Origin of the sequence: Kitasatospora cathayae (assembly GCF_027627435.1) — a bacterium.
Taxonomy (GTDB): Bacteria; Actinomycetota; Actinomycetes; order Streptomycetales; family Streptomycetaceae; genus Kitasatospora; species Kitasatospora cathayae.
Map to the genome: position 1 here is coordinate 6589699 of NZ_CP115450.1, position 15985 is coordinate 6605683.

A 15985-nucleotide genomic window follows, 5' to 3' on the forward strand; every position below is an offset into this window, starting at 1 on the left:
TCTTTTTGCCTTCGTGAACTGGTCTGCCGCATCTGCAGCTGAGATGATTTCCGCTGCGGGGACGGAGAGTTGATGTCTCATCAGCCACCATGGCTCCGCAGGACGTGGAACGCGCACGCCGGGGGTGGGACGTGGAGGCGTTGAGACCTACCGATCCGACGGTGATCGGCGGCCGCTACCGACTGCTGGCCCGGCTCGGCAGCGGTGGGATGGGGGTCGTGTACCTGGGCCGCTCGCCGGGAGGGCGGCTGGTCGCGGTCAAGTGCGTGCACTGGGACCTCGCCACCGACGCGGAGTTCCGGCTCCGCTTCACCCGGGAACTGGAGGCCGCCCGGCGGGTCGGCGGCTTCCACACCGCCCAGGTGGTCGACGCCGACCCGGAGGGCGACCCGCCCTGGCTGGTCACCGCCTACATCCCCGGCCCGTCCCTGGACGCGGCCGTCGCCGCCCACGGCGCGCTGCCCGAACCGGTGCTGCGGGTGCTGGGCGCCGGGCTGGCCGAGGCCCTGGCGGCGATCCACGCGGTCGGACTGGTCCACCGGGACCTCAAGCCCTCCAACGTCCTGCTCGGCGACGACGGCCCGCGGGTCATCGACTTCGGCATCGCCCGCGCCCTCGACGGCGCCTCGATCACCCGCACCCAGACCGTCATCGGCACCCCCGGCTACATGGCCCCCGAACAGATCGCGGGCGAGCCGCTCAGCCCGGCCTGCGACGTGTTCAGCCTCGGCCGGGTGCTCTGCCACGCCGCCGGCGTCGATCCGTACGGGGGCGGCGGTGACCCGCAGGTGCTGCTCTACCGGATCATGCACACCGAGCCGGACCTCACCGGCCTGCCCGAGGGCCTGCGCCCGGTCGTCGCCGCCTGCCTGGCCCGCCGCCCCGAGGACCGGCCCACCCCCGCCCAGCTGCTGGAGCGGCTCGGGCGGCCCGGGTACGACGGGCCGACCGGCTCGTGGCTGCCGGAGGCCCTGCGGGTCAAGCCCGCGGTGCCGGAGGCGCCGCTGGTGGCACCGGGGTCGGGCGCCTTGCCCGGGCGGGTGCCCTCCACCCGGGTGCCGACCCTGCTGGGCACCGATCCGTACGGGGTCGACGGCTGGGCGCGGACCGAACCCGCGGAGGCGGTGGCCCGGCGGCGCCGGGTGCGGCGGCTGGGGGTGCTGCTGCCGAGCGTGCTGGCGCTGGTCGCGGGGGCGGTACTGGTGCCGGTGTACCTACTGCGGGACAAGGGCGACAGCGCCGGACTGGCCACCGGCGGCGGTTTCGTGGTCGCCACGGACGACGGGAACCCGCCGGACTGCGTGACCGGCGGATCTGCGGGCGGCATCGGCGCCACCGGCTCGACCCAGGGCCCGCCCGCGGCCGTGCCGAGCGGCACCCCGCACCCGGCCGGCCTGCTCACCCCGGCGGACAAGGACACCCTCACCCTGGGCCGGTCGCTGGTGCTCAGCTGGGACAAGTCCGCCGCGGTGACCAAGGTCTTCACCAAGCGCGGCAACGAGCCCTGGCAGGCCTCCGGCTGGCTCACCTCCGCCGACTGCACCTTCAAGCCGACCGAGGCCGGGGTCTACCAGTGGGCCGTGGTCGGCGCCAACACCGCCAACGGCAGCATCGGCAGCGGCTGGAGCGCCACGCGCTACCTGAACGTCCAGCCGGCCGCCAAGCAGTACACCAACCCGGTCAAGTCCGCGCCCTCGGCCCCGATCCCGGTCTTCCCGAAGGACCAGCAGGTGGTCAAGGCGGGGCAGCCGGTGAGCTTCAGCTGGGCGAGCGCCGGTACCGACTCCTCGGTGAACGTGCTGGCGCCGGGCGCCACGAGTTGGGAGTACCTGCCCTGGCAGACCGGGCTGGACCTGACCTACACGCCCAAGCTGCCCGGCGTGTACATCTGGACCGTCTTCACCTCGGGACCGGGGGACTGCACCGGCGGGCCGCAGATCACCGGCAACTGCGTGAGCGGGGAGAGCGAGCAGCGGTACCTGATCGTCGAGTGAACCGGACACCTGTTCCGATCAGGTGAGAACCGGCCGAGTGTTCGGGGCGTCCGTTGAGGCGTGATCAGTGCGGTGCTCGGCGGGATGCCGAATTTCTGGCCCGGGCTGCTGCTCTCGCTGGTGCCGGCGGCCCTGCTGAACCGGCCGGTGGGGCGGCTGCTGCGGGCCCACTGGGTGGTGGGCTTCCTGCTGCTGCTCGGGCTCGGCGGGGTGGTCGTGGCGACGCTGCTGCCGGAGGCGTTCCGGCCGTCGGTGCTCCGGCACGCGGCCGAGGCCGCGCGGCACTGCACGGTGTCCGGCGCCCGGCCGCGTTCGGCGTACGAGCTGCTGCACGTGCGGCACATCGAGCTCAAGCTCGCGACGTACGCCCCGGTGGGCTTCGCGGCCGCCCTGGCGGGGACGCGGCGGCGGGCGGCGGTGGCGCTGCTGGGTGCGGCGGTGCTGCCGTTCGCGGTGTCGGCGCTGCAGTACGCGGTGCCCGCGCTCGGGCGGGCCTGTGACGTGCAGGACGTCTGGGACGGCGTGCAGGGCGTCGTGCTGGGGGCGGCGCTGGGGCTGGTGGTGGGGCCGGTGGCCCGGGCGGTGACCAGGGCCCGGGTGGCCTGACACTCCTCAGCGGTCGAGCAGGGGGAACAGGCGCGTCACGGCGGCGACCGGACGGGACCCGGCGGGCCGCGCGGCCGGGTCGGCGTCCCGGTCGCGGTAGCGGGCGAGCAACTGTCGCACGGCGTCCGCGACGGCGGTCAGCTCCTCGGGGGTGAGGTGGACGACGGCGCTGAACGCCTCGTCCCGCTGCCAGTCGGCCGGGGCCTCGGCGCGCCGCGCGAGCCAGTGCTGGTAGCTCTCGTCCTCCAGGCCGCGGGCGAGCTCGCCGAAGCCGTCGTCGTCCTCGGCGGGGCGGTCCTGGGGCAGCCGCCACGGCCGGGCCCGGCCGTCGGTGGCCGGGGCCTCCTCGATCAGGCCGTACCGGGCGAGCTGTCGCAGGTGGAACGAGCACAGGCCCGAGCTGTACCCGAGTCGGGCGGCCGCCTCGGTGGAGGTGAGGGTGCCGCCTTCGGCGAGCAGCCCCAGCAGCGCGGTGCGGACGGCGTGCTCGGGGAGGGCTCCGGTTCTGACGATGTCTTCGGTCACTTTGCAAAGTCTGCTACTTTGCAAAGTCGACAGCAAGTCCATCGAGATCGAGGGGGAGCGACCGTGTCCGAGTCGCGCGAAGGTCCGACCGTCCTGCGGATCACCGAGGTGGGGGAGGAGATCCTCCGTCGCACCTGCCGTACGGCGACCGAGGAGGACTTCGGCAGCGAGGGCCTGGCCCGGCTGATCGACGACATGTTCGCCACCATGTACGTCGCCGACGGCTGCGGACTCGCCGCCAACCAGGTGGACGTGGACCTGCGCCTGTTCGTCTACGACTGCCCCGACGACGACGGCGTCCGGCACGTCGGGCACGTGCTCAACCCGGTGGTCGAGGAGCAGGAGCCCGGCCGCCCCCTGATCGAGGACGTCGAGGGCTGCCTGTCCGTGCCCGGCGCCGACACCCGGCTCGCCCGCCCGGCCCACGCCGTGGTGCGCGGTGTCGACCAGCACGGCGAGCCCGTGACGATCGAGGGCACCGGCTACTTCGCCCGCTGCCTCCAGCACGAGACCGACCACCTGGACGGGGGCCTCTACATCGACCGGCTCTCCGCCCGCGACCGCAAGCGGATGATGAAGCAGACCGCCGACCGCCGCGAGAAGGTGTTCGCCGAGCGCGCCGCGAAGGCCGCGAAGACGGTGGGGTGAGGTGGTGACCGAACCGGCCCGCCCCGCCGCCGGCCACCTCGTTGCCGTCCGCCGCTCCTACGACACCGTCGCCGCCGACTACGCCCGGCTGGTCGTCCCGCCCGCCGGAATGGACCCCCTCTCGCGCGCCATGCTCGCGGCCTTCGCCGAGCTGGTGCGGGAGTCGGGCGGCGGCGTGGTAGCTGATCTCGGCTGCGGCCCGGGCAAGGTGACCGCCCACCTGGCGGCGCTCGGCCTGCCGGCCTTCGGGGTGGACGTGTCGGGGGAGATGATCGCGCTCGCCCGCCGTTCCCACCCCGAACTCCGCTTCCAGCAGGGCGAGATGGCCGCGCTGGAGCTGCCCGACCGTGCCCTCGGCGGCATCCTCGCCTGGTACTCGGTGCACCACACACCGGACGAGCAACTGCCCGCGCTGTTCGCGGAGTTCCACCGGGTGCTCGCCCCGGGCGGGCACCTGCTGCTGGGTGGCCACACCGGGGACGGGCAGTCGCGGCCGGGCTCGGCGTACGGGCATCCGGTGTCGTACACCTCGTACCTGGTCCCGGGCGACCGGCTGGTCGAGCTGCTGGCCGGGGCCGGATTCACCGTCACCACCCGGCTGGACCAGGCCCGGCCGGAGCGTCCGGAGCGGGGCTATGTCAGCTTGCTGGCGCATGCCTGACTGGCTCTGCCGGGGGAGCCGGTTCCGCCCCGCGGTCGAGGTGGGGGCGGGGTGGCCCCGGCGAGGGTGGACGCATGTTGAAGAACATCCCGGTCGGTGACACCGAACGCCCGGTTCCCCGTTGGGCGTTGCGCCTCGCCAGGGCCCTGCCGTTCGTGCTCCTGCCGCACTGCCTGTGGCGGCTGCCGTTCGCCTTCGACTTCCGGATGGGCCTCGTGGATCCGGCCGCCCCGGCCTACGAATGGTGGGACACGCCGTACGTGTTCGCGCTGAGCCTGATCACCGAGGCGCTGGCGCTGCTCACCGTGGGGCTGGTCAGCGGCTGGGGTGAGGTGTTCCCGCGCTGGGTGCCGTTCCTGCGGGGGCACCGGGTGCCGCCGCTCGGGCCGCTGATCGCGACGCTGCTGGGCGGGCTGGTGCTGTTCGGACTGTTCGGGCTGCAGCCGCTCGTCTGGTTCGGTGTGGTGGACGAGGTCGGGTTCGGCAACATCTGGTGGGAGGCCCTGTACCGGGTCTGCGTCAGCCCCGCGATGCTCTGGGGCCCGATCACCATCGCCCTCGGCATCGCGTACTACCGCCGCCGTACGGCTTGAATCTCCTGAGCGCAGGAAGTCGGACCGGCCGACTTCCTGCGCCGCTGCGTTCAGTTCGTCCGGTAGTACTCGCCGACCGCCGTGAAGGCCTCCTTCGGCTCCCAGGGGAGGCCGGCGAACCTGCTCCCCGGGCGGTCCTCGTACACCTTGACGACGCCGTAGCTCGCCAGGTCGAGGTCCTCGCGCGGATCGCCGTTCGGGCGGTGGACGAAGTCGTAGAGCGCGAAGGTGAACACGAAGGCGGCCTCGATCCCGCCGGCGTCGAAGGACGTCAGCAGTTCGCGCAGGTAGGCGGCCTGGCCGGGCTCGTCGCGCTGGTGGCCGCCGTCGAGGCGCACCGGGCCGTCGGGGCCGTACTCGACCACCGACAGGCCGAGCGCGCCCCGGTCGCCCGCGCCGCGGTAGGTGGCGGAGCCGAACTCGGTGATGGCGACCGGCTTGCCCTGGGCGGTCAGGTCGCGGACGCCGTCGGCGAAGCGGTCGGCGGTCTCGGCGGAGCGGTAGAGGTCGAGGGAGATGACGTCGAAGGGCGTCCAGTCGACCCGGACGCCCTGGAGTTGCTGCGCCAGGCGAACCGGCACTGGAGCTCCCCGCTCGGCGGGGTGCTGCGCGAACCGCTGGCCGCCGCGGGCGGTGCGACGGAGTTCCTGGCGCAGTTGCAGGACCAGTCCGGCGACGCGGCGGCGGCCCCCTGGCTCACCGTGCTGGGCCGGGCCGTCGCCCGCGGCGAGGCGGCGCCCGAGGTGCTGCACCCGCGGGTGGCGACGGTGGCGGTGGTGCTGCTGCGCAACGAGTTCGTGGTGCGCGGGGTGCCGAGCGCGCCCGACGACGTGCTGGTGGAGATCGTCGACGAGGTGTACCTGCCGCTGGTGCGGCGCCGGGGCGCTAGCTGACCCGGTTGCCCTCGGTCAGGGTGGCGGCGAGGCGCTCGGCGACGGCCGCGTCCAGTGGGCCGTGGCCGAGCAGGAAGCGGTACCAGAACACCCCGTAGACCTGGTCCACGATCAGGTCCAGGTCGGCGTCGCCGGCCAGTTCGCCGCGCTCCCGGCCCCGGGCGAGGAGCTCGTGCAGGGCGGTGCGCCGGGTGGCGGTGAAGGTGCGCATCAGTTCGGCCAGGTGCGGGTCGCGGGCGGCCTCGCGGGCGACGGTGCGCAGCGCGGAGGCGGTGGTGCCGCGCTGGGCGGCGTCGAAGGTGGTCTCGATGAAGGCGCGCAGGTCGGTGCGCAGGGCGCCGGTGTCGGGCTGGTCGGAGACGTCCTGGTCGGCGCGGTCGGTGAGGGCGTCCAGCAGGACGGCGCCCTTGGAGGGCCACCAGCGGTAGACGGTCTGCTTGCCGACGCCGGCCGTGCGGGCGATGGCGTCGATGGTGACGGGCGTGCCGTCGGAGTCGGCGAGCAGCCGCAGGGCCGCGTCCAGGATCGCCCGGTGGGCCGCCTCGTTGCGGCGGCGGCCGGTGTGCGGCCGGGTGGAGGGGCCCTGTTCGGCGTGGGTGTCGGTCTCGCTCATCGTGGTGTCCCTTTCTTTCGGCCGCCCTTGACAAGACTAACAGTCTCGGCAACCATCATTACCGGAACCAGCGGTCTCGACAAGCACTCGAAAAGCCGGAAGGGCCAGAACCATGAGCACTGCATCGAACCTCTTCGCCGGTCAGCGCGTCGTCGTGATGGGCGGCAGCTCCGGCATCGGCGAGGCGGCCGCCACCGCATTCGCGGCGGACGGCGCCGAGGTCGTGATCACCGGCCGCGACCGCGAGAAGCTGGACGCCGCCGTCGCCCGGATCGGCGGCAAGGCCAGCGGCGCACAGCTGGACGCGACCGACCCGGCCGCCCTGGCCCGCTTCTTCACCGGGACCGGCACCGTCGACCACCTGGTCGTCGCGGTCAGCGGCGCGGCCGGCAGCGGCCCGTTCGCCCAGCTCGACCTCGCCGACCTCGCGCACGGCTTCGACGCCAAGTTCTGGCCGCAGGTCCGTGTCCTCCAGGCGGCCCTGCCGCACCTGCGCAAGGACGGCTCGGTCACCCTGATCACCGCCGCCTCCGCCCGCTCCGCCTTCCCCGGCACCGCCGGACTGGCCGCCATCAACGGCGCGCTGGAGGCGATGGTCCCGCCGCTGGCCGTCGAGCTCGCCCCGCTGCGGGTCAACGCCGTGTCGCCCGGCGTCATCGACACCCCGTGGTGGGACCGGGTTCCGGCCGAGCGGCGCACCGCCCTCTTCGACGGCCTCGCCGCCACCACCCCGGTCGGCCGGGTCGGCCGCCCCGAGGAGGTCGCCCGGGCGATCCACATGTTCGCGGCCAACACCTTCGTCACCGGCGTGGTGCTGGACTGCACCGGCGGAGCCAACCTGCCCACCGGCCGCTGAGCACCGCATGACGTACGGCCCGGCCCGGGGACTGCTCCCGGGCCGGGCGTTGTGGTGAATCCGTCACCCTCCGTCCGTCACCACTCCGCCACCCGGTAGTCCTTGAGGAACACCCCCGACAGCGGGTGGCCGGCCTCGCCGCGCACGATCGGGTCGTAGACCCGGGCCGCGCCGTCCACGATGTCCAGGGGGGTGCGGAAGCCGCGGGCGGCGATCCGGGTCTTCTTGGGCGCCGGGTTCTCGTCGGTGATCCAGCCGGTGTCGACGGCGCACATGTGCACGCCCTGCGGGGCGAGTTCGGCCGCGCTGGTGCGGGTGAGCATGTTGAGCGCGGCCTTGGCCATGTTGGTGTGGGGGTGGCGCGCGGTCTTGTTGCGGACGGCGAACCGGCCCTCCACCGCCGTGACGTTGACGATGTAGCGGGCTGGGTGCGGGGAGGCGAGCAGCAGCGGCAGCAGCCGGTCGCAGAGCAGCGCCGGGGCGAGGGCGTTGACCAGCTGGGTCTCCAGCACCTCGGCCGGGTCGAGCGAACCCAGCGTGGCGGACCAGGAGTTGGCGGGCGCGAGGTCGGGCAGCAGTCCTGCCTCGTCGGTGAAGTCCAGCAGGGCGCCCGCGCCCGAGGGGAGTTGGGCCGCACCGGTGAGCGGCTGGAAGCCGGGCGCCCGGGTGATGGCCCGGAGGTCGGCGGGCGGCAGGGCGGTGGACTCGCCCGCCGCCAGCCGGGCGTAGGACTCCGGCGGGCGGCGCAGCGTCTGGGCGGCGTTGTTGACCAGGATGTCCAGCGGTCGGCCGTCGGCGCGCAACTGATCGGTCAGACCGAGGACTTGGCGCGGGTCGCGGAGGTCGATGCCGACCACGGTCAGCCGCTCCCACCACCGCCCGCTGCCCTCGGCGGCGCGGAAGCGGCGCACCGTGTCCTGCGGGAAGCGACTGGTGACGATCAGCTCGGCGCCGTCCCGCAGCAGCATCAGCGCGAGCTGGAAGCCGATCTTCACCCGCCCGCCGGTGAGCAGCGCGCGACGCCCGCGCAGGTCGGTGCTGAGGCCGCGACGGGCGGTGTTGTCGGCCGCGCAGTCCGGGCAGAGCGAGTGGTAGAAGCCGTCGACCTGGCGGTACGGCTGCTTGCAGACGTAGCACTTGCGCGGTGTCCGCAGCTCGCCGACCGGCCCGCCGGCCGGGGCCAGTGGTGCGTCCTCGCGGCGGTGGCGGGCGCCGGTCGCGGTGGCGGCGATCAGCTCGGCGTCGGCCTGCCGGAGCGCCTCCTTGGCCTCCTGGCGGCGGCGCTTGCGGCTCTCCATGACGAAGGAGCTGAGCTGTCGCTCGGCGTGCAGCCGGGTGCGGTCGTGGGAGGGGAGTGCGCGCAGTCGGCCGAGGGTGCGGCTGAACGCGGCGAGTTCCTCGGGGCCGAGGTCGGCTGCGCGTGCGTCGTCGCCGATCGGAAGGATCGTGCTGAGCTGGTTGTGGTCGTCCCGGACCGTCATGTCCGCCCCCTCGTGCCGTACAGGTGGGAGGGAGCGTAGTTGACGGTCCGGGACGATGGGATGCCAATTTCTCCCCGGGCACTCAGCCGCAGTCGGAGGTCAGCGAACCGGTGCCGGTGGCCCCCGGACCACCGGCACCTCGGGACGCGCCGTCGGTTCAGCCTCGTCGACTCAGCCCGCGTAGCGGCTGAAGATCTTGGCGAACTCGTACGGCTGCTGCGGGATGTTGGTGCACTTGGCCAGCGAGCCGCCGGTGCAGGCGTTGGCGTCCCGGGTGGCGTCCCAGAAGGCGAGCAGCCCGAGGTGGTTCTGCTGGGCGAAGGTCACCAACCGCTGGGCGGCGGCCTGGTCGTAGATCTGATGGTCGTCGTTCTCGCCGATCATCGGGGTGACCCCGACCATGGCCCACAGCTGGGCGTCGGTCTTGGCCGGGTAGAGCGCCTTGAGCTGGCCGAAGGTCGACTGCGCGGCCTGGACGGCGGCGTTGCCGTAGTCGGTGCCGGAGCGGTAGTAGTCCATCGCCATGATGTTGACCAGGTCGAGGTTGACCCCGGCGTCCCGGGCGGACTTGACGACGGCGACGCCGTCGCGGGTCAGGCCCTCGGGCAGGACCGGCAGGGTGAGCGAGACCTTGAGGCCGGGGTGGGCCTGCTGGAGCTTGGCGAGCGCGGCCGAGCGGCGGTCGTCGGAAGCGGTGTCGGCGATCGCCGCGCCCTCGATGTCGTAGTCGACGTAGCGCAGGTCGTAGGCGTTGACCACGGCGTCGTACTCGTTGAACAGCGAGTCCACCGAGGTGCAGGCGGCGGCGAGTTCGGTGCCGGCGGCGCCGCCGAAGGAGAGCTTGACGTCACCGCCGGCCGCGCGCAGCGCGTCGATCTGGTCCTTGGCCCAACCGGTGCGCGGGTCATAGGCGTTGAACCAGCTGGCCTTGCAGCCGACGCCGGTGACGAAGCCCATGCTGTAGCCCCTGACGCCGCCCGCCTTGGCCATGTCGGGCATGGACGGGGTGGGCCAGGCGCCCATGTCGATGTACGGGGCGACCGGGAGCGCGACGTTCGGCGGCGGGGTGCTCGGACCACCGGTCGGGGTGCCGGTGGGCGTGCCGCTCGGGGTGCCGGTCGGCGGGGTCGACGGGCTGCCGCCGCCGGGGCCGGTGAGGGTGACGTCGTCGGCGAGGTAGGCGCCCTGCCCGTACCAGCCGTGCAGGTAGACGGTGACGCTGGTGGTGCTCGGTCCGGTGGTGAAACTGGCCGACAGCTGCTGCCAGTTGGTTCCGCCGGGGGTCCACGCGGCGGGGTCGGTCACACCGCTGCCGGTGGCGCCGAGGTAGACGTACTGGCCCTGCACCCAGGCGCTGAGGCTGTACGTGGTGTTGGGCTGGACGCTCACGGTCTGGCCGCACTGCGCGGTGTCGCTCGCGCTCGCCGCCCCCTTGAGCGCGTAGGTCCCGCTGTGGGCACCGGAGCTGACGATACCGCCGGTGCCGGCGGAACAGCTCCACGGGGTGAGGGAGCCGCTCTCGAAGCCTCCGTTGGCGAGCAGGTCGGCGTCGGCCGCGCCGGCGTTCCCGGCGAGGGTGGCGAGGCCGCCGGCGGCGAGCACGGCGGCGGCGGTCAGGCTGAGGACTTTGGTCCGGCCGGCGGGGCGGCGGTGCGTGGGGGCGTGCTGGAGCGCGCTGGGCATGGGGGTGCCTCTCGGGACGTGGGGCCGCCCGCGCCGTGAGGGGGGAGACACGGGCGGGCGGCAGCATGGGGGCTGGTCCGGTGCGGGGAGGAACGCGGTGCTGAGGATCAAACTGGACTAGACCAGCTGGGCACGTCAAGCACTTCCCGGCTTCCGGAAGCCGTCCGAGGGCAGGTTTTAGGGCGGGTTTAAGGACCGCCCTCCCGGGTGAGGCCCTTTCAGCCGCAGCAGGGCTTGCACTCCTTCACCTGGACGTTGTCCAGCACCGGGCCGAACAGGCCGGCCACGGTGCTCTCGAAGGTCAGCGTGGTGCTGGAGTTCTGCGCGACGAAGCTGAACTGCCGTCCGACGTAGCCCATCGCGGTCCTGGTCTTGCCGGTGACGTCGAAGGAGTAGTCCTGGAAGTCCTGCCCGTCGATCAGCGCCCGCCCGGTCCGCACGGCGGGCCCGCCGTCGGGGTTGCCGGCCAGCGCGTACGTCACCGAGTAGGTGGCGCCGGGGACGGTGGTGAAGGTCTGGGCGATGGTGCCGGGCGCGTTGCCGTTGAGGTCGAGCGCCTGGTCGCCCTCGGCGGCCTGCCACATGCCCGCCCCGATCAGGTCGACGCTGCCGCCGGTGACCTGCCACGGGCCGATGGTCTGCCCGGCGGCGAACTCGGTGAAGGCGCCCGTCGGGGCCTTGGGGGACTCGAAGCTGCCGTCGTCGAAGTGGCTGAACGTGCGGTGGCCGGCCGCCTGGGCCGGGGCGGCGAGCGCGGTGGTGGTCAGCGCGGTGGCGGCGACGGCGAGGGCGAGCGCCGCGGTGCGGGTCCGCGAGAGTGCCATGGGTTCCTCCCCGAATCGAGTGACGCTTTCGGTCACTTCCGTGGTGTCGGGCCGAGTCGATCGGCCGCGAACAGAGCGTCGACCGTCCCGATGAGCCGTGCCAAGACCGGACGGGCGGCGCCCGGTGGTGCGGGGCTCCCGCGGGCGGCTCCCGCGCGCCGGTTTGGCGGGGGGAGGACCGCAGGGGCCGGGCGAACGGTGCGGGGACGAACGCCGGGAGCCGACGGCCGGGTGCGGGAGCCCGGTGGTGAAGGCGGAGCCGCGCGCCCCGTTCGTACGCCCACAGTGAGGCGATGACCATATGAACCGTCCGGCGGCCACGAGAGAGGAAAGGCCGGAATCAGCCGAACCACCACCACATCTGATCGAGCGTCAGACATGATCGATCGTGGGAATCGATCCGTCCCCGGGCGACCGACCTCGTGCGCCGGCCAGGGCCCGATCGACCGCAGGAGCAGCCGGAAACCAGACAGGAGCACCGTCATGCGCAACGCCCCGTTCGGCAGCAGCGGCCCGGAGGTCGGCGTCATCGGCCTCGGCTGCATGGGGATGACCTTCGCCTACGACGTGCGGAACCGGGACGACGAGAAGTCCATCGGCGTGATCCGCCAGGCGCTGGACCTCGGCGTCACCCTGATCGACACCGCCGACATCTACGGCCCGTTCACCAACGAGGAGGTGGTCGGCGCCGCCCTGGAGGGCCCGTACCGCGAGCGCGCCTTCCTGGCCACCAAGGTCGGCATGGTCCCGGGCTCGGTGGGCTCGGACGGGGAGCGGGACGGCAGCCCCGAGCACGTGCGCCGCTCGATCGACGACAGCCTGCGCCGCCTGCGCACCGACCACCTCGACCTCTACCAGCTGCACCGGGTCGACCCGGCCGTCCCGATCGAGGAGACCTGGGGCGCGCTCGCCGAGACCGTGCAGGCCGGCAAGGTCCGGCTGATCGGGCTCTCCGAGGTCGGCGTCGAGGAGATCCGGCGGGCACAGGCGGTCCACCCGGTGGCCTCGGTGCAGTCCGAGCTGTCGCTGTGGACCCGGGACGCGCTCGCCGAGGTGCTGCCGTACACCGAGGAGCAGGGCATCGCATTCCTGCCGTACGCGCCGCTCGGCCGCGGCTTCCTGACCGGCGGGATCACCTCCCTCGAGGAACTGCCCGAGGACGACTTCCGCCGCCGGCTGCCGCGCTTCCAGCAGGACGCGCTGCAGGCCAACCTGGAGCTGGTCGGCCGGGTCAGGGCGATCGCCGAGCGGATCGGGGCCACGCCCGCGCAGGTCGCGCTGGCCTGGACGCTGGCGCAGGGCCGGTACGTCTTCCCGATCCCGGGCACCAAGACCCCGCGCTACCTGCTGGACAACGCGGGCGCGGCCGGGATCGAGCTCTCGGCGGCCGACCTGGCCGAGCTGGACGCACTGCCGGCCGCCGAGGGCGGGCGCTACTACTGATCTAGCCGCTCCTTGACCCACACCAGCTGCCGTCCGGTCTCGGCCGGGGCCCGGACGGCGGCCTCGGTGACCCGGTCCAGCCGGTAGCCGAGCTTGCGCGGGACGGCCGCGCTGGCGCCGTTCGCCTGGTCGCAGCGGATCTCCACCCGGGCGATCCCCGGCAGCGCCAGCGCGGCCTCGGTCAGCGCCCCGGCCGCGGCGGTGGCGATGCCGCGGCCCACGTGCCGGGCGGCGACCCAGTAGCCGATCTCCAGCGCGCCCGGACCGATCCGCCCGTGCAGGCCGAAGGCGCCGACCACCCGGCCGGGTGCGGCGTCCAGGTCGGCCAGGTACATGAAGTCCGTGCCGGCCTCCCAGGCGGCGGTGCCGGCCCGGGTCAGCTCGGCGGTCCGGGCTTGGCTGGGGGCCTCGGCCGCCCACTCCATCCAGGGCCGCAGGTGCTCCAGGTTGGCGCGGACGGCCCGGTTCAGCGCCGGCGCGTGGGCGCTGCGGCGGCGGTGCAGGCACAGGCCGCCGGGCAGCCGCAACAGCTCGGGCGGCCGCCCTGCGGTCACCTCCGGCGCCGCCCGGGCGGGCTCGCAGGACCACGGCTGTACTCGGCTCATGGCGGCGATTATGTCCTTGGCCCGGACCTGCCACCTCCGGAAGGGGCGCACCCCCCCGGGCCCCGACCGGGAGCACGGGCGGCGCGCCCCCGGCGCGTCAGAGCCGGACCAGCACCTCGTCGAGCTCCTTGCGCCGCAGGTCCGGCACGCGCGCTCCCTCGGCGGGGTAGCCGACCGGGATCACGTAGGCCGCGCGCTCCTCCGCCGGGCGGTCGCACACCTCGTTGAGGAACCGCATCGGGCTCGGCGTGTGGGTCAGCGTCGCCAGCCCGGCCTGGTGCAGCGAGGCCAGCAGCAGCCCGACCGCGATCCCCACCGACTCCTTGGTGTAGTACGGGCGCGGCGAGTCGGGCCCCTTGTGCACCTCGAAGACCACGATCACGGCCGGCGCGTCCTCCAGGAACGGCTTGTGCCAGTCGGTGCCGATCGGCGCCAGCGCGGTCAGCCACTCCTCGGAGGCCCGGTGGCCGTAGAACTCGCGCTCCTCGGCCTCGGCCGCCCCGCGCAACAGCCGCTTGCGCTCCGGGTCGGTGATCACCACGAACCGCCAGGGCTGGACGTGCGCGCCGCTGGGCGCGGTGTTCGCGGTGCGGACCGCCCACTCGATCACCCCGTCCGGGATCGGGCGGGTGTCGTAGTCGCGGACGGTCCGGCGCTGCGCCATCACGTCGTGGAAGGCCTTGCTACGGGCCTCGGCCTGGTCGGCCGGCACCGTCATCGGGGTCAGCGGGACGGTCGGGTGGGACGTCCCTGCCACTGTGCTGTCAACCATGGCCGACAGCACAGCACATGACGGCCGCTCCGGGAAGAGGTAGAGACCAATTCCCGGAGCGGCCGACCGTGTTCCCACGCGGGACGGGCTACCGCTCGTGCACCCGGCCGTCCCGGACCTCGATCCGCCGGTTCACCGCCACGGTGTCCAGCATCCGCCGGTCGTGGGTGACCAGCAGCAGGGTGCCGGTGTACGAGCCGAGCGCCGACTCCAGCTGCTCGATCGCGGGCAGGTCCAGGTGGTTGGTGGGCTCGTCCAGCACCAGCAGGTTGACCCCGCGCGCCTGCAGCAGCGCCAGCGCGGCCCGGGTGCGCTCACCGGGGGAGAGGGTGCCGGCCGGGCGCAGCACGTGCGCCGCCTTGAGGCCGAACTTGGCCAGCAGGGTGCGCACCTCCTCCTCGGTGAACTCCGGTACGGCGGCGGCGAAGGCGTCCGCCAGCGGCTCGCCTCCCAGGAACAAGCCACGCGCCTGGTCGACCTCGCCGACCACCACGCCGGAGCCCAGCACGGCACTGCCGGCGTCGAGTTCGAGCCGGCCGAGCAGAGCGGCCAACAGGGTGGACTTGCCCGCGCCGTTGGCACCGGTGATGGCGACCCGGTCGGCCCAGTCGATCTGCAGGTCCACCGGGCCGAAGGCGAAGTCGCCGCGCCGGGCGACGGCCGCGCGCAGGGTGGCGACCACCGAGCCGGAGCGCGGCGCGGTGGCGATCTCCATCCGCAGCTCCCACTCCTTGCGCGGCTCCTCGACGACCTCCAACCGCTCGATCATCCGCTGGGTCTGCCGGGCCTTGGAGGCCTGCTTCTCGGTGGACTCGGCGCGGGTGGCGCGGGCCTTCTTGTCGTTGTCGCCGCCCTTGCGGCGGGCGTTGCGGACGCCGTGCTCCATCCAGTTGCGCTGCATCTGCGCCCGGGCCTCCAGCGAGGCCTTGGTGTCGGCGTACTCCTCGTAATCCTCGCGGGCGTGCCGGCGGGCCACCGCGCGCTCCTCCAGGTACGCCTCGTAGCCGCCGCCGTACAGGTTGACCTGCTGCTGGTGCAGGTCCAGCTCCAGCACCTTGGTGACGGTGCGGGCCAGGAACTCGCGGTCGTGGCTGATCAGCACGGTGCCGGCGCGCAGGCCCTTGACGAAGGCCTCCAGCCGCTCCAGGCCGTCCAGGTCGAGGTCGTTGGTGGGCTCGTCGAGCAGGAACACGTCGTAGCGGGAGAGCAGCAGCGAGGCCAGGCCCGCGCGGGCGGCCTGGCCGCCGGACAGGGCCGTCATCGGCAGGTCGAGGGAGACCTTCAGGCCGAGCGAGTCGGCCACCTCCTCGGCCCGCTCCTCCAGGTCCGCGCCACCGAGGTCCAGCCAGCGGTCCAGGCTCGCCGCGTACGCGTCGTCGGCGCCCGGACGGCCCTCGACCAGGCCCTCGGTGGCCTCGTCCAGCGCGGCCTGGGCGGCCGCGACGCCGGTGCGCCGGGCCAGGAAGTCGCGCACCGACTCGCCCTCCCGCCGCTCCGGCTCCTGCGGCAGGTGGCCGATGTTGGCGCTCGCCGGGCTGAGCCGCAGCGACCCGCCCTCGGGGGTGTCCAGGCCGGCCAGCAGCCGCAGCAGGGTCGACTTGCCGGCGCCGTTCACGCCGACCAGGCCGATCACGTCACCGGGGGCGACGACCAGGTCCAGGCCGGAGAAGAGGGTGCGTTCGCCGTGGCCGGCGCTGAGGTCCTTGACTACGAGTGTGGCGCTCATGATGGGCCGATTGTAGGAGGAGCGGGCCCCGAGCCGGAAAAGCCCGGGGGCCGCGGCTGTAG

At 73.7% G+C, this 15985-nt stretch carries 17 protein-coding genes; 8 read left to right on the plus strand and 9 right to left on the minus strand.

Annotation, left to right across the window (positions count from 1 at the left end; all coding sequences use genetic code 11):
- The first annotated feature begins 89 nt into the window (after positions 1-89).
- Positions 90-1994, plus strand: a complete 1905-nt coding sequence (locus O1G21_RS29880) for a serine/threonine protein kinase (RefSeq protein ID WP_270148058.1) — start codon at positions 90-92, stop codon at positions 1992-1994.
- Between the two features lie 60 nt (positions 1995-2054).
- A complete protein-coding gene (locus O1G21_RS29885) occupies positions 2055-2600 on the plus strand; it encodes a hypothetical protein (RefSeq protein ID WP_270148059.1) in 546 nt (181 codons plus the stop codon).
- A 6-nt stretch (positions 2601-2606) separates the two neighbouring features.
- On the opposite strand, the gene O1G21_RS29890 is transcribed toward O1G21_RS29885, so the two are convergent.
- Positions 2607-3125, minus strand: coding sequence for an ArsR/SmtB family transcription factor (locus O1G21_RS29890; protein WP_333493511.1), 519 nt, complete (start codon positions 3123-3125; stop codon positions 2607-2609).
- An 18-nt stretch (positions 3126-3143) separates the two neighbouring features.
- Between O1G21_RS29890 and def the strand changes: the two genes are divergently transcribed.
- From def to O1G21_RS29905, 3 genes are all read left to right on the plus strand, one after another.
- Positions 3144-3773: a peptide deformylase gene (gene def, locus O1G21_RS29895; protein WP_405000736.1), complete on the plus strand. Its 630-nt coding sequence runs from the start codon at positions 3144-3146 to the stop codon at positions 3771-3773.
- A 4-nt stretch (positions 3774-3777) separates the two neighbouring features.
- Positions 3778-4434, plus strand: a complete 657-nt coding sequence (locus O1G21_RS29900) for a class I SAM-dependent DNA methyltransferase (RefSeq protein ID WP_270151330.1) — start codon at positions 3778-3780, stop codon at positions 4432-4434.
- Positions 4435-4508: 74 nt separating this feature from the next.
- A complete protein-coding gene (locus O1G21_RS29905) occupies positions 4509-5027 on the plus strand; it encodes a hypothetical protein (protein WP_270148062.1) in 519 nt (172 codons plus the stop codon).
- A gap of 50 nt (positions 5028-5077) precedes the next feature.
- Here the strand turns inward: O1G21_RS29905 and O1G21_RS29910 are convergent, their stop codons facing one another.
- The gene (locus tag O1G21_RS29910; protein ID WP_270151510.1) at positions 5078-5608 is read right to left on the minus strand and encodes a hypothetical protein; all 531 of its coding nucleotides are present in this window, start codon (positions 5606-5608) and stop codon (positions 5078-5080) included.
- Here O1G21_RS29910 and O1G21_RS29915 point away from each other — a divergent pair.
- On the plus strand, positions 5585-5920 hold the full coding sequence (locus O1G21_RS29915) for a TetR-like C-terminal domain-containing protein (protein WP_333493512.1): 336 nt from the start codon (positions 5585-5587) through the stop codon (positions 5918-5920). The genes O1G21_RS29910 and O1G21_RS29915 overlap by 24 nt on opposite strands.
- Here O1G21_RS29915 and O1G21_RS29920 read toward each other — a convergent pair.
- A complete protein-coding gene (locus tag O1G21_RS29920) occupies positions 5913-6533 on the minus strand; it encodes a TetR/AcrR family transcriptional regulator (RefSeq protein WP_270148063.1) in 621 nt (206 codons plus the stop codon). The two genes, O1G21_RS29915 and O1G21_RS29920, sit on opposite strands and share 8 nt — an antisense overlap.
- A gap of 112 nt (positions 6534-6645) precedes the next feature.
- On the opposite strand from O1G21_RS29920, the gene O1G21_RS29925 reads away from it, so the two are divergent.
- Entirely contained in the window at positions 6646-7389 is a 744-nt protein-coding gene (locus O1G21_RS29925; RefSeq protein WP_270148064.1) for an SDR family oxidoreductase, read from the plus strand.
- Between the two features lie 77 nt (positions 7390-7466).
- On the opposite strand, the gene O1G21_RS29930 is transcribed toward O1G21_RS29925, so the two are convergent.
- The 3 genes from O1G21_RS29930 to O1G21_RS29940 all read right to left on the minus strand — a co-directional run bounded on the left by O1G21_RS29930 (position 7467) and on the right by O1G21_RS29940 (position 11377).
- Complete coding sequence (locus O1G21_RS29930; RefSeq protein WP_270148065.1) at positions 7467-8870, minus strand: SDR family oxidoreductase; 1404 nt, start codon at positions 8868-8870, stop codon at positions 7467-7469.
- Between the two features lie 171 nt (positions 8871-9041).
- On the minus strand, positions 9042-10553 hold the full coding sequence (locus tag O1G21_RS29935) for a carbohydrate binding domain-containing protein (protein ID WP_270148066.1): 1512 nt from the start codon (positions 10551-10553) through the stop codon (positions 9042-9044).
- Positions 10554-10771: 218 nt separating this feature from the next.
- A complete protein-coding gene (locus tag O1G21_RS29940) occupies positions 10772-11377 on the minus strand; it encodes a choice-of-anchor C family protein (RefSeq protein WP_270148067.1) in 606 nt (201 codons plus the stop codon).
- 483 nt (positions 11378-11860) lie between these two features.
- On the opposite strand from O1G21_RS29940, the gene O1G21_RS29945 reads away from it, so the two are divergent.
- Positions 11861-12820 carry an aldo/keto reductase gene (locus tag O1G21_RS29945; RefSeq protein WP_270148068.1) on the plus strand — a complete coding sequence of 320 codons (960 nt, stop codon included), beginning with the start codon at positions 11861-11863 and terminating at the stop codon, positions 12818-12820.
- Here the strand turns inward: O1G21_RS29945 and O1G21_RS29950 are convergent.
- The 3 genes from O1G21_RS29950 to O1G21_RS29960 all read right to left on the minus strand — a co-directional run bounded on the left by O1G21_RS29950 (position 12814) and on the right by O1G21_RS29960 (position 15923).
- Entirely contained in the window at positions 12814-13425 is a 612-nt protein-coding gene (locus tag O1G21_RS29950; protein WP_270148069.1) for a GNAT family N-acetyltransferase, read from the minus strand. The genes O1G21_RS29945 and O1G21_RS29950 overlap by 7 nt on opposite strands.
- 97 nt (positions 13426-13522) lie before the next feature.
- Positions 13523-14197, minus strand: coding sequence for a nitroreductase family protein (locus tag O1G21_RS29955; protein WP_270148070.1), 675 nt, complete (start codon positions 14195-14197; stop codon positions 13523-13525).
- A gap of 88 nt (positions 14198-14285) precedes the next feature.
- Positions 14286-15923, minus strand: coding sequence for an ABC-F family ATP-binding cassette domain-containing protein (locus O1G21_RS29960; protein WP_270148071.1), 1638 nt, complete (start codon positions 15921-15923; stop codon positions 14286-14288).
- Positions 15924-15985: the final 62 nt, after the last annotated feature.